The following is a 21,477-nucleotide window of genomic DNA, read 5'->3' as shown; positions in this document are numbered from 1 at the left end:
AACTACCGGGGCGCTTCCATCGGGATCAGCTGATCTGGAGGGAGCGGATGGAGTTGCCGTACCAGATGCGGTTGATCGCGGTGGTGGCGGTGGCCGGGTTGGTGGCGGCGCCGGCGGTGAGCAGCAGCGGGACGAAGTGGTCGGCGGTGGGGTGGGAGACCTGGGCGCCGGGTGCTTTGGCGCGGTAGTCGGTCAGGGCGTCGAGGTCGCCGCGGGCGAGCGCGTCGGCGGCCCATGCGTCGAAGGCTTCGGTATGTCCCGCGAGGGCGGGGTTGCGCATGGCGGCGAAGCTGTGGGTCATGAACCCGGAGCCGATGACGAGGATGCCTTCCTCGCGCAGGCCGCGTAGGCGCTCGCCGAGGGCGAGCAGGGCTTGCGGGTCGAGGCTGGGCATGGACAGTTGCACGACCGGCACGTCCGCGGCGGGATACATGGCCATGAGCGGGATGAAGGCGCCGTGGTCGAGGCCCCGGTCGGTGAACTGGTGCACGGGGGTGCCGCTGCTGAGGGTACCGGTGATGCGGCGGGTCAGGTCGGCGGCGTCCGGGGTGGGATATCGCAGGGCGTAGTAGCGAGGGTGGAAGCCGCCGAAGTCGTAGTAGAGCGGGGTGCCGGCCGTGGATCCGGTGACCGCGACGGGGGCGTCCTCCCAATGCGCGGAGACCACGACGATTCCGCGGGGTTTAGGAATGGATCGGCCCCAGGTGTACAGGTCGTCGAGCCATTGCGGGTCATCGAGGGTGGGCGGGGCGCCGTGGCTGACGAACAGGGCCGGTAGCGGCCCGTCGGCGGGTTGCCAGGTGCGCTGTTCGCGGGCCTCGGGCAGGACTCGGGCGAGCAGGTCGTCGTAGGCACCGGCGGGTGTGGCCGGATGGAACGGGTCAACGGTGTGGCTGGTCATGGGTCCACCTGCTGTCGTCGCGATGGTCGGGGCGGGCACGGGGTATCCGGGGTAGGCGGTTCCGGCGGCGGAGACGTGCAGTGCGCCCATGGCAATTCTCCTCGCTCCGGTGGGGTGAGTGGGTCAGGAGCGTGGAGGCATGAGCCGGCGATAGGCCGGTATGACGGCTCCGGCGACCCCGAGGTGCGTGGCGCTAGCGGTCATGACGGATCCGTCGGGGCAGGCAGCGGTGACGGGGCGTTTACTCAGAAGGAGTAGGGGCCGAACCGGCCCCACGCCACGACGGCGGCGAGGATCAGCAGGACCACGTTGACGGCGATGGCCTGGTACTCCTTGCGGCGGGCGTGCACGACAGCCGCGCCGATCATGGTCAGCGCCAGGCCGGTCGCGGCGAGCGGGACGAGCACCGGTGCGATGTCCAGCAGTGCGGGCAGGATCAGGCCGACGACGGCGAGCAGTTCCAGTGCCCCGATCAGCTTGATCACGCCGGCGCTGAAGTCCTCGGTCCAGGCCTGGCCGGCCGCGGCGAGCTTCTCCTTCGGCTGGGTCAGCTTCATCAGGCCGGTGGCGGCGAAGGCGGCGGCAAGCAGGCCGGCGGTGATCCACAAAACGATGTTCATCAGGTTCTCCAGGCATTCGACAACTTCAAGTGTTGAGTGAACCGTACGTAGCGATCACTTCAACATGCAAGTAATCCCGAAATTGGATCACTTCAGTTGTGAAGTTATGCTCGGTGCATGGGAGATGCTCAGGAGCCGCGGTGGCTGGACGAGGACCAGCGAGAGACCTGGCTGGCGCTGGTCGCGCTGGTGATGCGACTGCCCGCGGCGCTGGACGCCCAGCTGCAGCGCGACGCGGGGATCAGCCACTTCGAGTACCAGGTGCTGGCCGGGCTGTCGATGGCACCGGAGCGCACCCTGCGGATGAGTGTGCTGGCCGGCTTCGCCGAAGGCTCGCTGTCGCGGCTCTCCCAGGTCGTCTCCCGGCTGGAGAAGCGCGGCTGGGTCGAGCGCACCCCCGACCCGGCCGACGGCCGCTACACCCTCGCCATCCTTACCGACACCGGCTGGGACACCGTCGTTGCCACCGCCCCGGGACACGTCGCCGAGGTGCAGCGGCTGATCTTCGACGCCCTCACCAAGGCACAGCAGCGCCAGCTCGGCGAGATCGGCCGCCGCATCGTCGCCAAGATCGACCCCAGCGACCCCTGCATCACCGGCCGCATACCCTGACCGGCCGGGCCGCCGGCACCCGTACGGTTTAGGCGGCGCCCATCCCGGCTCCTTCGAGGTGCATTGCAGGATCCAGGGATGAACGAGATGCTGAACCGCCCGGACGCCTCGGCCGCCGTCAGTGATCTGGGCTGGCGCTACCTGCTCGGCACCGTGCAGACCGCCGTCACGGTCGGCTCGATCGGTGCCGGTGCGCAGGTGCTCGCCCTGGCCCTCGAGGCCTGTGGCGCGGACGCCGACACTCATCTACGTGCCGACCTGCGCCCGGATCGGGTCGTGTTCACTCTTCAGTCGCCCGACCAGGCCGCCGTGACCACCCGCGTTGTTGACCTTGCGGACCGGATCACGCAAGCCGTCGCAGCGGGCGGATGGCGCACCGAACCTGGCTCCGGCGGCGACGCGCCGCGGTCGGTGCAGCTGATCGAGATCGGCATCGACGCGTTGGACATCGCCGTCATCCGCCCGTTCTGGCGCGCGGTGCTCGGCTACACCGACGAGCCAGGGCGTAGCGGCCCGGCCGATCCCATCGTGGACCCGCTCCGGGCCGGCCCGGCGGTCTGGTTCCAGCAGATGGACCGGCCGCGGCCGCAGCGCAACCGGATCCACTTCGACGTGAGCGTGCCGCACGACGAGGCACCCCGGCGCGTCGAGGCCGCGCTCGCCGCCGGCGGTCGGCTCCTGTCGTCTGACCACGCACCAGCGTTCTGGGTGCTGGCCGACGCCGAGGGTAACGAGGCCTGCGTGACGACCTGGCAGGGCCGCGACTGACACCGAGGGTGCTCTCGGTCCACAGAACCCGGTCGAAACGCTCACCGGACGAGCGCCGGTCAGCCTCGCGCGAGAGCGCCGACAACGGCCGCTGTGCTGTCGATCCGGGCGATGCGGGGAAGGAGCCTGCTCGAACACGACCCGGCGGTCACCGGCGGTGACTGTGGAGGACGGGCGTAACTCCCCGCCGCAGCGCGGCAGGCCATCCGGGCGGGACGGAACTGGGTGGAACGGCTGGACGGGGTGAAGTCACACAAACAATCCATGGCGGACACCATGAAGGTTGGTTAGCCTACCCTAACTATGAGGAGTCCACTCACTATCCCGCAGCAGGCTCTGTGGTTCGCGCAGCTCCTGGATCCCGCGAATCCCGGCTACCTGTGCGCCCACCGGATCGACCTCGACGACACTGTCGATCCGGACCGGCTGGCCGCCGCGATCCGGCAGGTCACCGCCGCGACCGATGCGCTGCACACCGGATTCGCCGCGACCGGCGACGGGGTGCGGCGCATCCGTGTTCCGGCCGGCGGCCCGGAACGTGTCCGGGTCGCCGACGTCGACGAGTGGATCGCCGCCGACCTGGAACGGGCGATTCCGCTGACCGGCGAGCCGCTGGTCCGGCAGGCGCTGCTGCACACCGGCGACGGCCGGACCGTCTGGTATTTCCGTGCACACCATCTGCTGCTCGACGGGTACGGCTTCGCGATGGTCACCAAGCAGATCGCCGCCGTCTACCGGAACCCGGCCACGGTGACCGATTTCCGGACACACGACGACCTGGTGGCCGCGGAACACGACTATCCGGCGAGGGACCAGGACCGCGCCTACTGGCTGGCCAGACTCGACGGCGCGCCCGAGCCGGTCACTCTGACGAAACGCCCCGCACCACTCGCCCACCACAACGCCCGGCGGCACATCGAGCTGCCCGCCGACGAGTTCCTGGCCGCGGCGGACCGGTTCGGCGTCACCTGGGCCGAGGTGGCATACGCGATCACCGCCCTCTACCTGCACCGGATCACCGGGGCCACCGATCTGATCCTGGGCGCGCCGCTCTCCGGGCGCCTCGGCACGGTCGCGGCGGCCGTCCCGTCCAGCGTGGTCAACGTGCTGCCGCTGCGCCTGCCGGTGCCGCCCGGCAGCACCGTCCGCGACCTCGTCGCCGCGGTCCGCACCGAACTGCGCGCCTCGGCCCGGCACCAGCGTTACCGCTACGAGTGGCTGCAACGTGACCTGGGCCTGGTCGGCACCGGGCGGCGGATGTTCGGACCACAGATCAACATCAAACCCTTCCCCCGTACGGTCGACCTCGGTCCCGGAGCCGGCGCCCGTGTTCACTACCTGGCCACCGGACCGGCCGACGACTTCGAGGTCACCGTCGGATGGGACGCCGACACCGGCCGCATCGACCTGACCGTCGACGCCAACCCGGACGCCTACTCCCCCGCCGAACTGGACGGCCACTTCACGCGCCTGGCCGCCCTGTTCGGCCGGGCCGGCACACTCGACCCGGACACTCCGGCAGCCACCGTGGACGTACTCACCGACGCCGAACGCGAACTGGTCCTGCACACCTGGAACGACACCGCCCACGACGTGCCGGACACCACCCTGACCCGGCTCCTGGTGGCCCAGGCAGCGAGAACGCCGAGGTCGGCGGCGGTCCGGGCACAGGGACAGCAGATCTCGTACGAACAGCTGCACGCCCGCGCCGAACGCCTGGCCTGGTGGCTGACCGCCCGTGGCGCCGGCCCCGGCCGGCTCGTTGCGGTCGCGCTGCCCCGGGGCGTGGACCTGATGGTGGCGCTGCTCGGCGTGCTCCGGTCGGGCGCCGGCTATCTGCCGCTGGACCTGTCGTATCCGGCCGACCGGCTGGCCTTCATGGTCGAGGACGCCCGGCCGGTGGTGGTCCTGCGGGAGATTCCGGAGCTTGACGGCGTACCCCGGGAGGTTCTTGAAGAAGCTGGACCGGACGACCCCGCCTATGCCATCTACACCTCGGGTTCGACCGGACGCCCGAAGGGCGTGCTGGTGCCGCACCGCGGCATCGTCAACCGGCTGCTCTGGATGCAGCACGAGTACGGCCTGACCGGTGGCGAACGCGTGCTGCAGAAGACACCGTCGGGGTTCGACGTCAGCGTCTGGGAGTTCTTCTGGCCGTTGATCACCGGCGCGACCCTGGTCATGGCGAAACCGGAAGGGCACCGGGATCCCGCCTATCTGGCCGGGCTGATCGTCGACGAGAAGGTCACCACCTGTCACTTCGTGCCGTCGATGCTGCGGGTGTTCCTCGCCGAGCCGTCCGCGGCCGACACCGCGGGCACCCTGCGCCGGGTGATCTGCAGCGGCGAGGAGCTGCCCGAGGACCTGGCCCGGATCTTCCACCGGGTCGTGGGCTGCGAACTGCACAATCTGTACGGGCCGACCGAGGCATCCGTGGACGTCACCTACTGGCCGTGCTCGCCCCAGGACCCGCCGGGACCCGTGCCGATCGGGCGACCGGTCTGGAACACCCGGATCCACCTGCTCGACGCGGGCGGGCGGCCGGTGCCGCCGGGCGTGCCGGGTGAGCTGCACATCGCCGGGCGTCAGCTGGCGACCGGCTACCTGAACCGACCGGAGCTGACCGCCGAACGGTTCCGGCCGGGCCCGTTCGACGGGACCCGCCTCTACCGGACCGGCGACCTGGCACTGTGGCGACCGGACGGTGCGATCGAGTTTCTCGGGCGGACCGACGGACAGGTCAAGATCCGTGGCTTCCGGGTCGAGCTGGGCGAGATCGAGGCGGTTCTGACCGAACATCCCACCGTGGCACGGGCCGCGGTCGCGGTCGTCAGCGGGCGGCTCGTCGCCTACGTCGTGGGGTCGCTGACCGTAGCGGAATGCCGCGACCACCTGGCGCCCCGGCTGCCGGAACACATGATTCCCGCCACGGTCGTACCCATGACCGATCTGCCCCTGACGCCGAGCGGCAAGCTCGACCGCCGGGCCCTGCCCGCCCCTGCCCCGGCCGCCACCGGCGATGTGCCCCGGACGCCGGCCGAGAACGCGATCGCCGAGCTGGTGGCCGAGGTTCTCGGCGGCGAACGGCCCGGCCCGCACGACAACTTCTTCGAACTCGGCGGCCACTCGCTGCATGCGGCCACGCTGGTCCAGCGGATCCGCGCCGAGCTGGGTGTGGTCGTGCCGCTGGCGGCGGTCTTCGGCACACCGACCGTCGCCGGGCTGGCCGCACGTCTCACCGGCGGCCCGGCCTCGGCGGGCGAGGGACTCGACGTGCTGCTGCCGTTGCGGCAGGCCGACGGCGCCGCACTGTTCCTGGTGCATCCGGCCGGTGGGCTGAGCTGGTGTTACACCGGGATCCTGCCGCACCTGGATCCGTCGATCGCGGTCTACGGACTCCAGTCACGCGCCCTGGCCGGACCGGGCCCGGACATGTCGCTGGTGGACACCGCCGCGGACTACCTGCGAGAGATCCGGAAGGTCCGCCCGCAGGGGCCCTACGGGATCGCCGGATGGTCGGTCGGTGGCGTGCTGGCCCAGGAGATCGCCGCCGCGCTGGCCGCGGACGGCGAGCAGGTCCGGGTGCTGGGGCTGCTCGACGCCTACCCCAGCGACCAGTGGCGTGACCTGCCCGCGCCGACCGCCGCGGACGCGTCGCGGGCGCTGTTGTTCATGGCCGGTCAGCAGGAGTCCTCGGTGGCGGGTCCGCTCACCACCGCATCCGTGGTCGATGCGCTGCGCAAGGCCGACAGCCCGCTCGCCGAACTCGGCGAGCAGGTCCTCTCCGCGATCCCGGCAGTGGTGGCCGGCAACGCGCGGATGATGCGCGACCACGAACACCGGCTCTTCGTCGGCGACACCGTCATGTTCGTGGCGGCGGCGCCCCGGGCCGAGGACTGGCTGGACGCGGGAGGCTGGCGCCCGTACCTCGACGGCGATTTCACGATCGTCGACCTGGACTGCACGCATCCGGGGATGGTCTCGCCCGCCTCGCTGGCGGTCGTGGGCCGCGAACTCAACCGCTACCTCGCGGAGAACGACGGCGAAGCCGAGCCGGTGTCCTGAGTGTCCGTGGCGGGCGGACGGGCTACTTCTCGCCTGGGTCCCGATCTCGCCGAGATCTGGACGCTCGATCTTGAGGTGTGCCAGGCTCCGGCGCGTGGAGATCTCTTCGGATGTTCTGCGGGCTGCTGCGGCCGATCCCGCATCCCCGGCCTGGAAGGTCGTCTGGGAGCAGTCGTGCGATCAGGGCGTCTGCGATCCGGCCAGTGCCGCCCTCTTGCCCTGGCTGGCGACGACGATCAGGGCGTTCGCCGGCGGCCGGCGCGAGACGCCGTTGGCTTTGGCGGGTCTCATCGCGGTGGATGCCACGGATGCCGACCGAGCGGCATACGGCGGCGATATCGAGACCCTGCACCGGCTTGCCGTTGATCGGCTTCCGGAGGCCTCCGATGATTCCGCTTTCGTCTACCTGCTCCAGGCGGTGCTCGGCTTGGAAGGAGACGAGGTCTGGGGAAAGGAACTCGACCACCTCAACGACGGGGAGGTCGACGTGCACTGTCCGGAGTGCGGCGAGGAGATTCTCCTGGGCCTGACCGATGAGTCCGAGATCGCGCCCGGGTTGTCGTCCGAGCTTTCTGCACGCTTGCACGCCGAGGCCGTAAGGGCTGGCCGGGAGGCGGTGGCCGTGGGCTTGACCCGTCTCTTCGGGCGGCTCGCCTGCCATGAATGCGGCGGGTCCTTTCCTGTCGCCGACAATCTGGCCGGCGTCTCTTACCCCTGAACAGACGTCTTCCGGGTGCGGCCGTTGGCCGCCCGGCGTCGACTGCCCCGCTGATCAGCAGCGCATCCACCCAGGACGATGGCGGAGCGTTCCGGCAGGCGAAGCTTCAGCACGAAGGAATATTGGCGGCCATCGGCCGCAGGGCCGGCCGATTTGTTGATCGGTCGCGCGAACCTCGGACCTCCGCCACCATTTCGCCTGGCCGCGGCCAAGATCGACGAACGTGCGTAGTGGACTTTCGACGGATAGCGCCTTTGATTTCAGGAACGCGACGATGACGTAACAAAGAGGGAGGGCCGAATGTCGAACGTTGTAGTGATCTCTGGCCACCCGAGCTCGGGGTCGAGCACGTTGCGCCTGGCCACAGCGGTGGGCGAGCGAATTGCGTCGGCATGCAGCGACGGGACGTTCGCCTTGGTCGACGTGGCCGAGCTCGGAGCGGGTCTGCTCGCGCCCAGTGATGAGGCCACGGCGACGGCGTTGCTGACCGTGCAGGACGCCTCCTTGCTGATCGTGGCGACCCCGGCTTGGCGCAACACTTTCTCCGGTGCTCTCAAAGTTCTGCTCGATCGGCTGCCGGCCAACGCTCTCGCCGGCATGCTGGCCGTTCCGGTCGTTACGGCTGACATTCAGTCGCAGGCTGATGCCGCCGAGGCGTTCCTGGCCCGGCTGCTCAGCGACCTGGGAGCAGATGTGGTCGATTTCGGCCTGACCGCGGTCGGATCCGAGCTCGCCGAGTTGTCCACCGAGGCCGAGCTCTACGTGGCCGCGATCCTGCGATGAATCCATTCGTGTTCGCTCACGGGATCCCGGCGTGTTCGCCGGTCTGCGGCTCCACCTCGCCGGTGACGAGGGCGACGGCGAGCCCGCAGCCGATCGTTGCCAGACATGGTCGGCCTGGGCGACCCACCGCACGAACATCGGGCCAGATGGCGGGTCAATCAATGGCGGGCGGGACGCGAGTGGTCGTGGTGAGGACGAGTTTGCCCTGCAGATGGCCGCGTTCGGCGCGGGTGTGCGCTGCGGCGGCGTCGGCGAGGGGGTAGACGCCGTCCAGGGCGACGCGCAGGTGGCCGTCGGCGAGCAGGCCGGCCAGGGTTTCGAGTTGGTCGTGGTCGGTGTGGACTTGGCCGCCGTCGACGGTGATGCCGAGGTCGGCCGCCCGGTCCCGGTGGTACTCGCCGAAGAAGACCGGGTTGATCGTGCCGCCGTTGCGGACCACCGCGAGGAAGCGGTGCCCGTTGGGGCCGCCGACGCAGTCGAGCACATGGTCGACGTCGCGTGCCGCTGTGGTCACGTCGGTGGTGGTGTAGTCGACGACCTGGTCGGCGCCGAGATCGCGCAGGAACTGCTGGTGGCGGCCGGATGCTACGGCGATCACTCGTGCGCCCAGATGCTGCGCGAGTTGCACGGCGAGGTGGCCGACGCCGCCGGCGGCGCCGTTGACCAGGATGGTGGCGCCGGGCTTGAGGCCGATACGGTCGACGAGGAACTGGTACGCGGTCAGCCCGGCCATCGGTAGTCCGGCGGCCGTGGCATGGTCGACGTGGCTGGGTTTGCGGACCAGGTCATCTGCCGGGGAGGTGGTGAATTCCGCGTACGTCCGCCCGCCCCCGCCGTTGCCGATCTGCCCGAACCGCACCATGCCGAGGACCTCATCTCCGGGCCGCCACCTGGTCACGCCCGCGCCGATCGCGGTGACCACGCCGGACAGATCGGATCCGGGCGTGAACGGTAGCCGGATCGGCGGCCGCAGGTCGGGCGGGATGGTCGAGAAGCCGCTGCGCGCATACCAGTCAGGCGGGTTGATCCCGGCGGCGTGCACCCGGACCAGGACATCACCCGGGCCCGGCTCGGGTGGCGTCACCTCGTCGAGCCGCAATACGTCTGGGCCGCCCTGTTCGTGCACCCGTATCGCTTGCATGATCTCTCCCCTAAGATGTGGAGCACCGCTCCGTTCAGTATGTGGAGCGGCGCTCCGGATGTCCATAGGGGAATGAGGATCGCCATGACCGCCCGGCGCGCCGACGCGCAGCGCAACTACGATCTGATCCTGGCGACGGCCCGCACTGTCGTCGCCGAGCAGGGCACCCAGGCGTCTCTGCGCGATATCGCCCGGCGGGCCGGCGTCGGCGACGGCACCCTCTACCGGCACTTCCCCACCCGGGACGCGCTGCTGGAGGCGCTGCTGCGACAGGGCTTCGATCGCCTCGCCGGCCGCGCCGCCGAGCTGGCCGCCGCCCTGCCGCCGGGCGCGGCGCTGCGCGGTTGGCTGACCGAACTGGTCGGTGGCGCCCAGATGTATCGGGGCATGCCCGGGTCCCTGGTCGCGGTGCTCACCGACACGACGTCCCCGCTGCACGAGGCCTGCCAGGGCATGCGCGAGGCGGCTGCCGGCCTGCTGCGCGCCGCCCAGCAGGCCGGCGAGATCCGCTCCGACATCGACGAGACGGACGCGCTGGCCCTGATCAACTCGGTCGGCTGGATCGCCGAGCAGAACCCGCAGCTCGCGAGCCGCCATGACCGGCTGCTCGCCGTCGTCCTGGACGGCCTCGCCGCCTGAACCGCCCACCAGGGCCCGCCCCGTCAGGGGATCGGCCTGATGGCTCCACCACCGGCACCTTTCCCTATCATTCCAGTAGGAATAAGGTTCAGGGATGACTGCGCGGACGCTGGCGTTCCTCACACCCGGCAACTACCCGGACAACGACCCGTACGCGGGCTTGGAAGACACCCTGCAACTGTTCGAATACGGCGAGAGACTGGGGTTCGACGGCGCCTGGATCCGCCAGCGACACCTGGAACACGGTGTGGGCTCGGCCGCCGTGTTCCTGGCCGCCGCCAGCCAGCGCACCAGCCGCGTGGAACTCGGCACCGCGGTCATCCCGATCGGCTACGAGAGCCCTTTCCGTCTCGCCGAGGACCTGTCGATGGCCGACGTACTCTCCCGCGGCCGGCTCCAGGCCGGGTTCAGCGCCGGCACCCCGCCGCACGCGGAACTGATCGGGCACCTGGTGTTCGACGGCGACTGGCGCACCTTCGACCTGTCCCACGGCCGGATCGCCCGCCTGATCGACAACCTCCGGGGCGAATTCCTGGGCGACGCGGACACCGTCATCCAGTCGCCGGGCAACACCCAGCGTCCCCGATTGCAGCCGCACAACCCGGGTCTGATCAATCGCCTCTGGTACGGCGCGGCCAGCACCAAGTCGGCTCGCTGGGCCGCCGAGAACGGGCTGAACCTGCTCACCGGCAACATCGGCTTCGGCGAACACCACGACGACTTCACCTCCGCACAGCTCGCCCTGATCGGCGAGTACCGGCGCCTCGTACCGCCGGCCCGGGCGGCCCGGGTGGCGGTGGGACGAGTGATCGTCCCGACCGACAGCGCCGACCGGGCCACCCGCGAGCGATACCGGCAGTACGCGGCCGGCCGCCACGCACGGACATTGGCGCCGCAGGGCGAACGGCGGGTCCTGTTCGCCCCCGATCTCGTCGGCCCGGCCGACGAGATCGCCGAACGACTGGCCACCGACCCGGTCCTCGCCGAGACGTCCGAACTGCGGCTGGAACTGCCGTACGAGTTCCAGCGCGGCGACTACGAACAGATCCTGCACGACACCGTGCACTTGATCGCTCCCGCTCTCGGCTGGCAGCGTGACGCAGTGGCCTCCGGAGTGGAACGCTGACCCGATCGAACCCTGTCCCCGCTCACCGTTCAGGGCAGCGGCGGGATCGGTTTGTCCGCGACGATCTCGTACACCAGATCGGTGGTGATCGAGCCGATGCGGGCCAGGTCCGAGGTGATCGCCTCGAGGTCCTTCATGCCGGTGGCGACGATCTCCATCAGGTAGCAGGACTCGCCGGTGACGCGCAGGCACCGCACGATCTGCGGGCGCCGCTCCAGGACCGAGGCCACCTTGTCGTAGAGAGAGCCGTGCACCTTCATCCGGACCACCGCACGCAGCGAGTAGCCCACAACCTCGGCATCGACCCGGGCGGCGTACGCCGTGATGATCCGATTCTGTTCCAGCGCGCGCAGCCGGGCCCGTGTCGCCGACACACTCAGCTGGATGGTGTCGGCCAGCTCGGCCAGGGTCGCACGGCCGTCGCGTTGCACGGCGGCCAGCAGCGCGTGATCGACGGCGTCCAGGTCGCGTACGAGGCCCTCGTTCGTCATCGGGCAATATTGCCGCAGATACGGCGGCACCAGGCGGGCAGGTCCGCAAAAGTGTGCTGCCGTACGGCCGGGATGCGCTCAAGACTGGTAGCCATGACGCGCTTCTACTTCGTTGACGTGTTCGCGGACCGGCCGCTGACCGGCAACCCGCTGACGCTCGTGCCCGACGCCGACGGTCTGACCGTGCCGCAGATGCAGGCGATCGCCCGCGAGTTCAACCAGTCGGAGACGACCTTCCTGCTGCGGCCCGACGAGGACGGGGTCGACTGGCGGCTGCGCTCCTATACTCCGGCCGGGGTGGAGGTCGGCGGCGCCGGGCACAACGCCTTGGGCGCCTGGCTGTGGCTGGCCGACCAGGGGCTCACCGGTGACCGTCCGGCGGTGACGATGCGGCAGCGAATCGGCACCGATATCCTGCCCGTCGAGATCCTGCGCGCCCCGGGACGGCCGGTCCGCGTCGTGATGGACCAGGGCGCCCCGGTGTTCGGCAAGCAGGTCACCGACGACGAACGGCTGACCGCCGCCCTCGGACTCGAACCGCGGCATCTCGCCCACGACGCGGTCGCCCAGGTCGTGTCCACCGGCGTCGCGCACCTGCTGGTCCCCCTCTCCACCCGCGAGGCGGTCGACGCGGCCGTGCCCGAGAGCCGCGACCTCGCCGCGATCCTGGCCGAGTCCGGCGGCGAGGGCTGCTACCTCTACACGACCGCCGGCGACGACGGGGCGGCCGCGTACACCCGCTTCTTCAACCCGACCGTGGGGATCGCCGAAGACCCCGCCACGGGTACGGCGGCGGGCCCGCTCGCCGTGGCCCTGATCCGCTCGGGCCGGGTGCCGGCCGACGTCCCCGTCCTCATCGAGCAGGGCCATCGGCTCGGGCGCCCGAGCCGCATCCGGGTCGACGTGACCGGCGACCAGGTACGCCTGTCCGGCTCGGGCCTGGTCGTCGCGCACGGCGAGCTCCGCCTGGCATGAACGCCGCCGACGAGAGACTGCTGGCGATCGCGATCGATCTCGCCGCCGCGGCGGCCGCGCAGGGCGAGCTGCCGTACGGGTCACTGCTGGCCGACCCGGACGGCACGATCCTGGAACGCGCGCACAACACCGTCGCCAGCAGCGGCGACATCACCGCCCATCCCGAACTCAAGCTGGCCCGGAAGGCGGCGGCGACCTACCCACCGCGGCGATGCGCGGCCATCGTGATGTACACCAGTTGCGAGCCGTGCGCGATGTGCGCCGAGGTCATCGCCCGGGCAGGCCTGCGCCGTGTCGTCTTCGCGCTGAGCACCGAACAGCTGCGCGCCCTCCGGCCGCCCGCCCTGGCCCCGGCGACAGCCGCGGACGTCACCTTCGACGGACCGGCGCTGACCGACCGGGCGACCGAACTGATTCGCGGGTACTACGACCGCGCCCGCTGATTTTCAGGCCGGTAGCGCATTCAGCACGTCGCCGCCCGGCGGACTCAGCGGAGCTGGGAGAGGGGATCCCGGCGACCCCCGCGGTGCAGAGCGGCATCACGCCGCTCTGCACCGAAGACGCGAGATCCTCACTCGGCGGCGGCTGGGAGCCCTCGCATCGCCCGCAGCGGGGAGAGGAACAGTGGCAGCCAGGTCGCCGAGAGCCCGATCGCGGCCACCCAGAGCGCCGGCCGGATGCCCGCGTACTGCCCGATGAGGCCGGCCACCGCCGCACCCACCGCCAGCACCCCGGTCATCAGAAATCGCATCGTCGCGTTCATCCGGCTCAGCAGCCGGTCCGGGGTGACCCGCTGGCGGATGCTGACCAGCAACACGTTGTTCATCCCGATCCGGTAGGTCAGCGCCAGCCAGCCGCAGGTCGCGACCCACTTGAACGCCCCGCCGTCGATGAACGGCACCAGCAGCCCGAACGGCATCACCACCAGCCCGGTGATCCACAGCACCCGGCCGTAGCCGAACCGGTCGGACAGCCGCTTCGCGGTGAACGACCCGAGCAGCACACCGACCCCGCCGAACGTGAAGAACAGGCCCAGCTCGCCGTCCGAGAGGTTCAGCTCCCGCTTGTACATCAGCGGCATCGTGATGATCGCGATCTGGATGAACAGGTTCGTCCCGGCGCCGACCATCGCGATCGGCCGCAGCAGCGGGTGCCCGAAGACGAAACCCACCCCCTCCCGGATCTCGCTGAACAGCGTCGCCTTCACCCGACGTTCCGGCTCCGGCTCGCGCTTACGGATCCGGGCCACGAACAGCGCGGACCACAGGAACGTCAGCGCGTCGATCAGGATCGCGAACGGGGCGGAGAACAGCTGTACCAGGTAACCGGCCGCGCTCGGCCCGGCCACTTGCGCGCCCGCGTCCCAGCTCTGCAGCTTGCCGTTGGCGTCGGCCAGCCGGTCCCGGCCGACCAGCGCCGGCAGGTAGCTCTGCGCCGCGATGTCGAAGAACAGCGTTGCAACACCGGCCGCCAGCACCACCACGTAGAGCTGCCAGATGGTCAGCAGATCCAGTGCCCAGGCCACGGCCACCGAGCCGAACAGCACCGCCCGGGCCAGGTCGGCGGCCACCATCACGCCGCGCCGCCGGACCCGGTCCAGCCACGCCCCGGCCGGCAGCCCGACCAGCAGGAACGCGATCGTCTTGAGCACGCCCAGCACGCCGACCTGCAGCGGCGTCGCGCTCAGCACGGTCACCGCCAGCAGCGGTACGGCCAGGAAGCTGATGTGCGTCCCGGTCGTACTGACCGCCGCAGCCAGGAAGAGGTTGCGAAAGCCCTGTTCGGAGAAGAACGACCGGGCTCGGGTGGGCGACCCGGCCGTGGTCGAGGTGTTCAGATCCGGCGCCTGCGTGGACACGGTCGGCCTCCTTGTGGGATGTGACGGCCGTCCTCAGACGAGCCGAAAAAGCGTCTCGAACGCCGCATCCGGCACCCCTGACGATCCGGAAGCGGGTCGGCACCCAGACCATGACGTGCACCGCTCGCCGGCACCCAGCGATTTAGAATGGGCTGAATCCACCGGGAGGTGAGGCTTGGCGATCGAACTGTCCTTCACCGCCGACGACCTCGCCCACGTCCACTTCGCCATCTCCCCGCTGTGGGAGGTGGTGGCCAGCGTCCGGGTGCTCAAGGCGCCCACCGACCACCCGCTGCACTCCGGCTGGGCCGCCGAGGCCCGCGACCGGCTGGCCACCGGCGGGCTCGACTGGAGCCTGCTCGACGCCCTGATCCCGGTCCCGACCCGGGTGCTCCCCGGTTTCCTCAGCCCGCCGCCGTCACTGCCCGGCCCCGACCTGGACCTCGAACTGGCCGCACTGGCCGGCACCGCGCCACAGCGGGTGCGTTCCGGGCTCGACGCGCTGCCGGACGGCCGCCCACCCGCCCTGGACGGGCTGCACGCCGACCCGGAAGCCGGCCTCGCCGCCCTGACCGAGGTGATCCGGGCATACTGGGAACTCACCCTCGCCCCGCACTGGCCGCGCATGCTCACCCTGCTGCAGGGCGACGTCCACCACCGGGCCCGGCAGCTCGTCGAGGGCGGCACCCGGCGGCTCTTCGCCGACCTCGACCCGCGGGTCACCTGGTCGGCCGGCACCCTGTCGGTCCTCAACGACTACCACCGGCGCACCGTCGCCCTGGACGGGCGCGGCCTGCTGCTGGTCCCGTCGGTCTTCGTCTGGCCCCGGGTCTTCGCCAAGCTCGACAGCCCGTGGCAGCCGACCCTGCGCTACCCGCCGCGCGGCGTCGCCGGCCTCTGGGAGCAGCGCACCGCGGACCCATCCCGAGCACTGTCCGGAGTAATCGGCCGCTCCCGGGCGCTGCTGCTGACCGAGCTGGGCATGCCGTCGTCCACCCAGGATCTGTCACTGCGCACCGGCTTGACGGCCGGTGGCGTCTCCCAGCACCTCACCGCCCTGCGCACGGCCGGCCTGGTCAGCGCGCACCGCACCGGCCGGTTCGTGCTCTACGCCCGCACCACGGTCGCCGAGACCCTGCTCGCCGCCCTGACCACGTAGGCGAAGGACAGTGACACATGCCGTCGGTGCCGCTCCGCCGCAACCGCGCGTACCAGGGAGTTTTCTGGTCGCAGGCGTTCACCGACTTCTGCGAGCAGTTCCTCATCGCCGACTGATTGACGGAGGTCGGCTGTCGGCGGGGTACCGGGTAAGCCCGAGGCTCAGAACGAAGGCGGTCAGCGTACGCGCGTTGTTGTAGCTCTCCCACCGGTGGTGGTGTGGTGACGGCCCAGATCTTGATCCGGGCGTTGATCGGGACATTGCCCAGGCGGGTGATCAGGAACGAGGCGGCGACGAGCAGGCCGGCGGCTGCGGCCGTGAGTCGTCGCGGATGCACGGGATACCTCGATGACTAGTGAGCACCGACAAGGATCTTCGCGTGTCCGCTAGTACGGCAGCCGCCATTCGTGATCATGGCTGGAGTTCGAGGGTGAGGCGGCGGGCGTAGTGAGCTCGTCTGGCTCGTGCTTGGTGGCGGCGTCGCCAATGTGACCAGCGCAAACGGTAGGCGATGCTGCGCGTCGGCCGAATCAGTAGGACGTTGATCAGGCGGCGGATCTCGTTGACGGTCAGGTCGATCATGTCGGGCTGAGCGGGACGGTCCGCCGATCGGGCGTCGGCGGTACAGATCGCGAGGACCGCGAGCGCTGCCAGGGCAAGGGTGGTGAACCGGTGCCAGGACGTCCAGCGGCGGACCTGGTGCTGGTCCAGCCCGACCTGCCCTTTTCCGGCCTGAAAACTCTCTTCCACGATCCACCGAACTCCGGCCACGCGGACCAGCTGGGCGAGTGTGACCGGGCCCGGTGCCCAGCAGCGGTAGAAGGCCAGCTCACCGGTGGTGTTGTTGCGGCGGATCAGCAGGCTGTGCCGGCCGTCGTCGTCGGGATCACCGTCAGCGCCGACGTCGGCCAGCCAGGCCCAGTCGTAGAACCGTGGGCCTTTCGAGCCCTCGCCGGCGCTGCGCCGGGTCCAGCCGGTGGCGGGCAGATCGGCAGCCAGCCGGTCAGCGCGGCAGCGGATTTTCCCGCTGTCGATCGGCACGAGGTGATCGCAGGAGACCGCCAGGACGTAACCAAGGCGGAGTTCGCGCAGCTCACTGCGGAGTCGGGTGTTGTTGCCGTACGCCTCGTCCGCGGCGACCCACCGGGCCGGGACCAGGGCATTCACGGCGGCGGTGATCATGTCGTCGGCCAGCTCGGACCTGGTGGCGAACGTGATCTTTTCCGGGATCCCGGCCTGCTCGCACCGCCCGCGGTCGTCGGTCCAGGACTTCGGCAAGTAGATCCTGCGGTCGATCAGGGCGTGACCGTGTCTGCTCGCATAGGCCAGGAACACTCCGACCTGCGCGTTCTCGATCCGCCCAGCGGTTCCGGTGTATTGACGCTGGACACCGACCGAGTGCACGCCCTTCTTCAGATCGCCGGTCTCGTCGACGACGAGGACACCGTCGGGGTCACCGAGCCGGTCGACGACGACCTGACGCACGTCGTCACGCACCGCGTCGGCGTCCCACTTGGCCCGGTAGAGCAACCTTTGCATCGCATCCGGCCGGGCATGTCCGGCCTGCTCAGCGACCTGCCAGCAGGTCTTAATCTCCAGGTCGGCGAGCAGTCCGGTGACGAACCCGCCCGCCGCCCGGCGAGGCTCTACCCGGCAGAACCGGCCGGCGAACGAGTCGATGACCAGGTCGATGGTTCGTCGCCACTGGGCAGGCTCTACGCTGTGGCTCTCGGCCACCGCAAGGTCTGATGTTGTGTCCACAACGCACAGACGATCATGCGGTGGCCGTCCTCGTTCCCGCGGGATCCGAGGTCACCTCACGAACGGCGGCTGCCGTACTAGCACGCGGCGCAGCGTTGCGAACGCGGGTTTCCGAGTTCGTGGTCCGGCTGGACGTGTGAGGTTGTCGATCTTTAGAGGCCCGCGGGCCGGACCGTCAGCGGAGTGTCGGGCGCCGATTGCCGCGCCGGGGACAACGACGTTGACGAATCGATGACACATCTGAAACATTGGACGCCATCGACAGCAAGAACTGAGCAGAGGCACGAAAATTTTCAATGCCCTGCTGGAAAATTGCACCTCCGGTCGCCCCTCCCCCACCCATCCCTCTCGGTGCACCGGCACCCGCCTCGGCGTAAGCCCCTGCACCGGTCCGACAGGACGGACTTCATGAAGCCGATAACCCTCAGCCGAAGGCTGGTCAGCCTGGCCCTCGCGGCCGGCCTGGCCGTCCTGGGCACGCCGCCGGTCGCCGCGAAGGCGGCCGGCGGGACCAACCTCGCCATCGGCAAGGCGGTCACCGCCAGCGGCGCCCTCGGGGCACAGCCCGCATCCGCCGTCAACGACGGCAACCAGAGCTCCTACTGGGAGAGCCCGAACAATGTCTTTCCGCAGTGGATCCGAGTCGATCTCGGCAGCAGTGTCGCGATCGACCAGGTGGTGCTGAAACTGCCGCCCGCTGCGGCTTGGGCCACCCGTACCCAGACGCTGAGCGTCCAGGGCAGCACCGACGGCTCATCGTTCAGCACGCTCTCGGCCTCGGCTGGGCGGGTTTTCGACCCGGCCACCGGCAACGTCGTCACCATCAACTTCACCGCGGCGACCGTCCGCTACGTGCGGGTGCACATCACCGCCAACACCGGCTGGCCGGCCGGACAGCTCGCGGAGCTTGAAATCTACGGCGTGGCCGGCCCGGTCGACCCCGACCCTGACCCGCCGGCCGGCGCGGACCTGGCCGGCGGCAAGGCGATCGAGGCTTCCTCGGCGACCTTCAACTTCGTGGCGACCAACGCCAACGACGGCAACGTGACCAGCTACTGGGAGTCGGCCGGCTTCCCGGCGACGCTGACCGTGAAGCTCGGCGCCGACGCGAATGTCACCGGTATCGTCGTCAAGCTCAACCCGGATCCGGTCTGGGGCCCGCGTACGCAGAACATTCAGGTGCTCGGCCGGGCCGGTTCGGCCGGCGACTTCACCGAGCTGAAGGCCCGCGCGGATTACGGCTTCAGCCCGTCGACCGGCCAGAACTCGGTGACCATCCCGGTCAGCGGCAGGGCGTCGGACGTACGGCTGCAGTTCTTCGGCAACACCGGCGCGCCCGGCGGCCAGGTCGCCGAGCTGCAGGTGATCGGCGCCTGGGCCCCCGCCCCGGACCTGGTCGTCACCTCGACGACCTGGAGCCCGGCCGCCCCCGACGAGACGTCCGCGATCACCCTGACCGCCGCCGTCCGTAACTCGGGCACGGTGGCCTCGGCGGCGACAAAGGTGGACTTCAAGCTCGGCGGCACCGTCGTGGCCGGCGCGGATGTGCCCGCTCTCGCCGCCGGCGCCTCGGCCACCGTCACCGGCAACGCCGGCGCCCGGGCGCTGGGCACCTACACCGTCTCGACGACGGTCGACCCGGCGAACACCGTGGCCGAGTCGAACAACGACAACAACACCTACACCGCGACCACGCAGTTGGTGGTCGCCCAGGCGCCAGGCCCTGATCTGCAGGTCACCGCGATCAACCTGAGCCCGGCCAACCCGGCGGTCGGCGCGGCGGTCAGTTTCACCGTCGCCGTACAGAACCGGGGCACCAGTGCCGCGGGGGCCAGCACCACCCGCGTGGCCGTCGGTACCGCCACGCTCACCGGGGCCACCCCGGCGATCGCGGCCGGCGCCACCACGACCGTGACCATCGGCGGCACCTGGACCGCGGTCAGTGGCGGCGCCACCGCCGTCGCCACCGCCGACTCGGCCGGCGCGGTCACCGAGACCAACGAGAACAACAACACGCTGTCCCGCTCCATCGTGGTCGGCCGCGGCGCCGCCGTGCCGTACGTCGAGTACGAGGCGGAGGCCGCCCGTTACCAGGGCACGCTGCTGCAACCCGACGCGCTGCGCACTTTCGGGCACACCAACTTCGCCTCGGAGTCCTCCGGCCGGCAGTCGGTGCGCCTCAACAGCACCGGTCAGTTCGTCGAGTTCACCTCGACCAACCAGAGCAACTCGATCGTGGTCCGCAACTCGGTGCCGGACGCCGCGGGCGGCGGCGGCCAGGACTGGACCATCAGCCTGTACATCAACGACGTGTTCGACCGGAAGCTGACGTTCAGCTCGCGTAACAGCTGGCTGTACGGCACCACCGACGACACCGAGTCGCTCTCCAACACCCCGCAGGCCGACGCGCGGCGGCTGTTCGACGAGTCGAACGCGCTGCTGGGCCAGTCGTACCCGGCGGGTACCCGGTTCAAGTTGCAGCGCGACTCGGGCGACTCGGCGAGCTTCTACATCATCGACCTGATCGATCTGGAGCAGGTCGCGACGGCGCTGAGCCAGCCGGCCGGCTGCGTCTCGATCACCAGCTACGGCGCGGTACCGAACGACGGTCTCGACGACACGGCCGCCATCCAGAGGGCGGTGACCGACGACGAGAACGGCGTGATCCCGTGCGTCTGGATCCCGGCCGGCCAATGGCGGCAGGAGCAGAAGATCCTCTCGCCGGACCCGGCCCGCGGCCAGTACAACCAGAAGGGCATCCGCAACGTCGTCATCCGCGGCGCCGGCATGTGGCACACCCAGCTGTACACGAACACGCAGCCGCAGAACGTGGCCGGCAACATCAACCACCCGCATGAGGGCAACGTCGGCTTCGACATCGACGACAACACCCAGATCTCCGACCTGGCGATCTTCGGCAACACACAGAACCGGGCCAACCGGGGCCACGGCCTCAACGGTCGATTCGGCAAGAACACGAAGATCAGCAACGTGTGGATCGAGCACGTCAACGTCGGCGCCTGGGTCGGCCGCGACTACTCGGACACGCCCGCCTACTGGAACCCGGGCGACGGTGTGGAGTTCACCGGCATGCGGATTCGCGACACGTACGCCGATGGCATCAACTTCTCCAACGGCACACGCAACTCGCGGGTCTTCAACTCCTCGTTCCGGACCACCGGTGACGACGCGCTGGCCATCTGGGCCAACCCTTACGTCAAGGACCAGAACGTGGACATCGACCATGACGACCACTTCCTGAACAACACCGTCCAGCTGCCCTGGCGGGCGAACGGCATCGCCATCTACGGCGGTTACGGCAACTCCGCCGAGAACAACCTGGTCTACGACACCGCGAACTACCCGGGCATCATGCTGGCGACCGACCACAGCCCGTTGCCGTTCTCCGGCACCACACTGATCGCCAACAACGGCCTCTACCGGACCGGCGGCGCGTTCTGGAACGAGGACCAGGAGTTCGGCGCGATCACGCTGTTCCCCTCCACGAAGGACATCACCGGCGTCACCATCAGAGACACGGACATCATCGATTCGACGTACGACGGAATCCAGTTCAAGAACGGCGGTGGCAACATGCCGAACGTCGCCATCACCAACGTACGCATCGACAGGTCGAACAACGGCGCCGGAATCCTCGCGATGAGCGGCGCCCGAGGCAACGCGAGCCTGTCCAACGTCACCATCACCAACTCGGCCGACGGCGACGTCGTCATCCAGCCTGGCTCCCAGTTCACCATCTCCGGCAGCTGATCGGCGTGGGGTGGCCGGTCCCTGCGCCCAGCCACCCCACGCCGCTCCGATCGGGTTGGTCCGGGAGTCGCCGGGGGCCTTCGACGGGT

General features: G+C 69.9%; 17 protein-coding genes. 11 read left to right on the top strand and 6 right to left on the bottom strand.

The genetic code is table 11. The features are described from left to right. Positions 1–25: 25 nt before the first annotated feature. The gene (locus BJ964_RS31180; protein WP_229807465.1) at positions 26–991 is read right to left on the bottom strand and encodes a DODA-type extradiol aromatic ring-opening family dioxygenase; all 966 of its coding nucleotides are present in this window, start codon (positions 989–991) and stop codon (positions 26–28) included. A 155-nt stretch (positions 992–1,146) separates the two neighbouring features. Continuing rightward, positions 1,147–1,521, bottom strand: a complete 375-nt coding sequence (locus tag BJ964_RS31175; protein ID WP_188124014.1) for a DoxX family protein — start codon at positions 1,519–1,521, stop codon at positions 1,147–1,149. 117 nt (positions 1,522–1,638) lie between these two features. On the opposite strand from BJ964_RS31175, the gene BJ964_RS31170 reads away from it, so the two are divergent. The 5 genes from BJ964_RS31170 to BJ964_RS31150 all read left to right on the top strand — a co-directional run bounded on the left by BJ964_RS31170 (position 1,639) and on the right by BJ964_RS31150 (position 8,467). Further along, positions 1,639–2,133, top strand: coding sequence for a MarR family winged helix-turn-helix transcriptional regulator (locus BJ964_RS31170; RefSeq protein ID WP_188124013.1), 495 nt, complete (start codon positions 1,639–1,641; stop codon positions 2,131–2,133). Between the two features lie 78 nt (positions 2,134–2,211). After that, positions 2,212–2,901, top strand: coding sequence for a VOC family protein (locus tag BJ964_RS31165; protein WP_188124012.1), 690 nt, complete (start codon positions 2,212–2,214; stop codon positions 2,899–2,901). A gap of 303 nt (positions 2,902–3,204) precedes the next feature. Beyond that, positions 3,205–6,966: a non-ribosomal peptide synthetase gene (locus BJ964_RS31160; protein ID WP_188124011.1), complete on the top strand. Its 3,762-nt coding sequence runs from the start codon at positions 3,205–3,207 to the stop codon at positions 6,964–6,966. A gap of 94 nt (positions 6,967–7,060) precedes the next feature. Then, positions 7,061–7,684 (top strand): hypothetical protein, encoded by a 624-nt coding sequence (locus BJ964_RS31155; RefSeq protein WP_188124010.1) that lies wholly within the window; start codon positions 7,061–7,063, stop codon positions 7,682–7,684. A 300-nt stretch (positions 7,685–7,984) separates the two neighbouring features. Further along, entirely contained in the window at positions 7,985–8,467 is a 483-nt protein-coding gene (locus BJ964_RS31150) for an NADPH-dependent FMN reductase (protein WP_188124009.1), read from the top strand. A gap of 154 nt (positions 8,468–8,621) precedes the next feature. Here the strand turns inward: BJ964_RS31150 and BJ964_RS31145 are convergent, their stop codons facing one another. Then, positions 8,622–9,608: an NADP-dependent oxidoreductase gene (locus BJ964_RS31145; protein ID WP_188124008.1), complete on the bottom strand. Its 987-nt coding sequence runs from the start codon at positions 9,606–9,608 to the stop codon at positions 8,622–8,624. 84 nt (positions 9,609–9,692) lie between these two features. Between BJ964_RS31145 and BJ964_RS31140 the strand changes: the two genes are divergently transcribed. Then, positions 9,693–10,247 (top strand): TetR/AcrR family transcriptional regulator, encoded by a 555-nt coding sequence (locus BJ964_RS31140; protein ID WP_203832959.1) that lies wholly within the window; start codon positions 9,693–9,695, stop codon positions 10,245–10,247. Positions 10,248–10,341: 94 nt separating this feature from the next. Then, entirely contained in the window at positions 10,342–11,373 is a 1,032-nt protein-coding gene (locus tag BJ964_RS31135; RefSeq protein ID WP_188124006.1) for an LLM class flavin-dependent oxidoreductase, read from the top strand. Between the two features lie 29 nt (positions 11,374–11,402). Here the strand turns inward: BJ964_RS31135 and BJ964_RS31130 are convergent, their stop codons facing one another. Continuing rightward, entirely contained in the window at positions 11,403–11,864 is a 462-nt protein-coding gene (locus BJ964_RS31130) for an Lrp/AsnC family transcriptional regulator (RefSeq protein WP_188124005.1), read from the bottom strand. 93 nt (positions 11,865–11,957) lie between these two features. On the opposite strand from BJ964_RS31130, the gene BJ964_RS31125 reads away from it, so the two are divergent. Beyond that, positions 11,958–12,839: a PhzF family phenazine biosynthesis protein gene (locus BJ964_RS31125; protein WP_188124004.1), complete on the top strand. Its 882-nt coding sequence runs from the start codon at positions 11,958–11,960 to the stop codon at positions 12,837–12,839. Then, positions 12,836–13,282, top strand: coding sequence for a nucleoside deaminase (locus tag BJ964_RS31120; RefSeq protein WP_188124003.1), 447 nt, complete (start codon positions 12,836–12,838; stop codon positions 13,280–13,282). The genes BJ964_RS31125 and BJ964_RS31120 overlap by 4 nt, the downstream gene beginning before the upstream one ends. Positions 13,283–13,410: 128 nt before the next feature. On the opposite strand, the gene BJ964_RS31115 is transcribed toward BJ964_RS31120, so the two are convergent. After that, positions 13,411–14,697: an MFS transporter gene (locus BJ964_RS31115; protein ID WP_203832960.1), complete on the bottom strand. Its 1,287-nt coding sequence runs from the start codon at positions 14,695–14,697 to the stop codon at positions 13,411–13,413. Between the two features lie 175 nt (positions 14,698–14,872). Here BJ964_RS31115 and BJ964_RS31110 point away from each other — a divergent pair, with 175 nt between their 5' ends. Next, positions 14,873–15,856 (top strand): ArsR/SmtB family transcription factor, encoded by a 984-nt coding sequence (locus tag BJ964_RS31110; protein ID WP_188124002.1) that lies wholly within the window; start codon positions 14,873–14,875, stop codon positions 15,854–15,856. Positions 15,857–16,267: 411 nt separating this feature from the next. Here the strand turns inward: BJ964_RS31110 and BJ964_RS31105 are convergent, their stop codons facing one another. Continuing rightward, complete coding sequence (locus tag BJ964_RS31105) at positions 16,268–17,593, bottom strand: IS701 family transposase (protein WP_456049055.1); 1,326 nt, start codon at positions 17,591–17,593, stop codon at positions 16,268–16,270. A gap of 432 nt (positions 17,594–18,025) precedes the next feature. Between BJ964_RS31105 and BJ964_RS31100 the strand changes: the two genes are divergently transcribed. Continuing rightward, positions 18,026–21,388, top strand: a complete 3,363-nt coding sequence (locus BJ964_RS31100) for a CARDB domain-containing protein (protein WP_188124001.1) — start codon at positions 18,026–18,028, stop codon at positions 21,386–21,388. Positions 21,389–21,477: the final 89 nt, after the last annotated feature.

Origin of the sequence: Actinoplanes lobatus (assembly GCF_014205215.1) — a bacterium.
GTDB classification, from domain to species: Bacteria; Actinomycetota; Actinomycetes; order Mycobacteriales; family Micromonosporaceae; genus Actinoplanes; species Actinoplanes lobatus.
This window is presented reverse-complemented; position numbering and strand designations above follow the sequence as displayed.

Coding starts and splice junctions, on each gene's coding strand:
- BJ964_RS31180 (WP_229807465.1), bottom strand. CDS start 991: ATGGGCGCACTGCACGTCTCCGCCGCCGGAACCGCCTACCCCGGATAC.
- BJ964_RS31175 (WP_188124014.1), bottom strand. CDS start 1,521: ATGAACATCGTTTTGTGGATCACCGCCGGCCTGCTTGCCGCCGCCTTC.
- BJ964_RS31170 (WP_188124013.1), top strand. CDS start 1,639: ATGGGAGATGCTCAGGAGCCGCGGTGGCTGGACGAGGACCAGCGAGAG.
- BJ964_RS31165 (WP_188124012.1), top strand. CDS start 2,212: ATGAACGAGATGCTGAACCGCCCGGACGCCTCGGCCGCCGTCAGTGAT.
- BJ964_RS31160 (WP_188124011.1), top strand. CDS start 3,205: ATGAGGAGTCCACTCACTATCCCGCAGCAGGCTCTGTGGTTCGCGCAG.
- BJ964_RS31150 (WP_188124009.1), top strand. CDS start 7,985: ATGTCGAACGTTGTAGTGATCTCTGGCCACCCGAGCTCGGGGTCGAGC.
- BJ964_RS31145 (WP_188124008.1), bottom strand. CDS start 9,608: ATGCAAGCGATACGGGTGCACGAACAGGGCGGCCCAGACGTATTGCGG.
- BJ964_RS31140 (WP_203832959.1), top strand. CDS start 9,693: ATGACCGCCCGGCGCGCCGACGCGCAGCGCAACTACGATCTGATCCTG.
- BJ964_RS31135 (WP_188124006.1), top strand. CDS start 10,342: ATGACTGCGCGGACGCTGGCGTTCCTCACACCCGGCAACTACCCGGAC.
- BJ964_RS31130 (WP_188124005.1), bottom strand. CDS start 11,864: ATGACGAACGAGGGCCTCGTACGCGACCTGGACGCCGTCGATCACGCG.
- BJ964_RS31125 (WP_188124004.1), top strand. CDS start 11,958: ATGACGCGCTTCTACTTCGTTGACGTGTTCGCGGACCGGCCGCTGACC.
- BJ964_RS31120 (WP_188124003.1), top strand. CDS start 12,836: ATGAACGCCGCCGACGAGAGACTGCTGGCGATCGCGATCGATCTCGCC.
- BJ964_RS31100 (WP_188124001.1), top strand. CDS start 18,026: ATGAAGCCGATAACCCTCAGCCGAAGGCTGGTCAGCCTGGCCCTCGCG.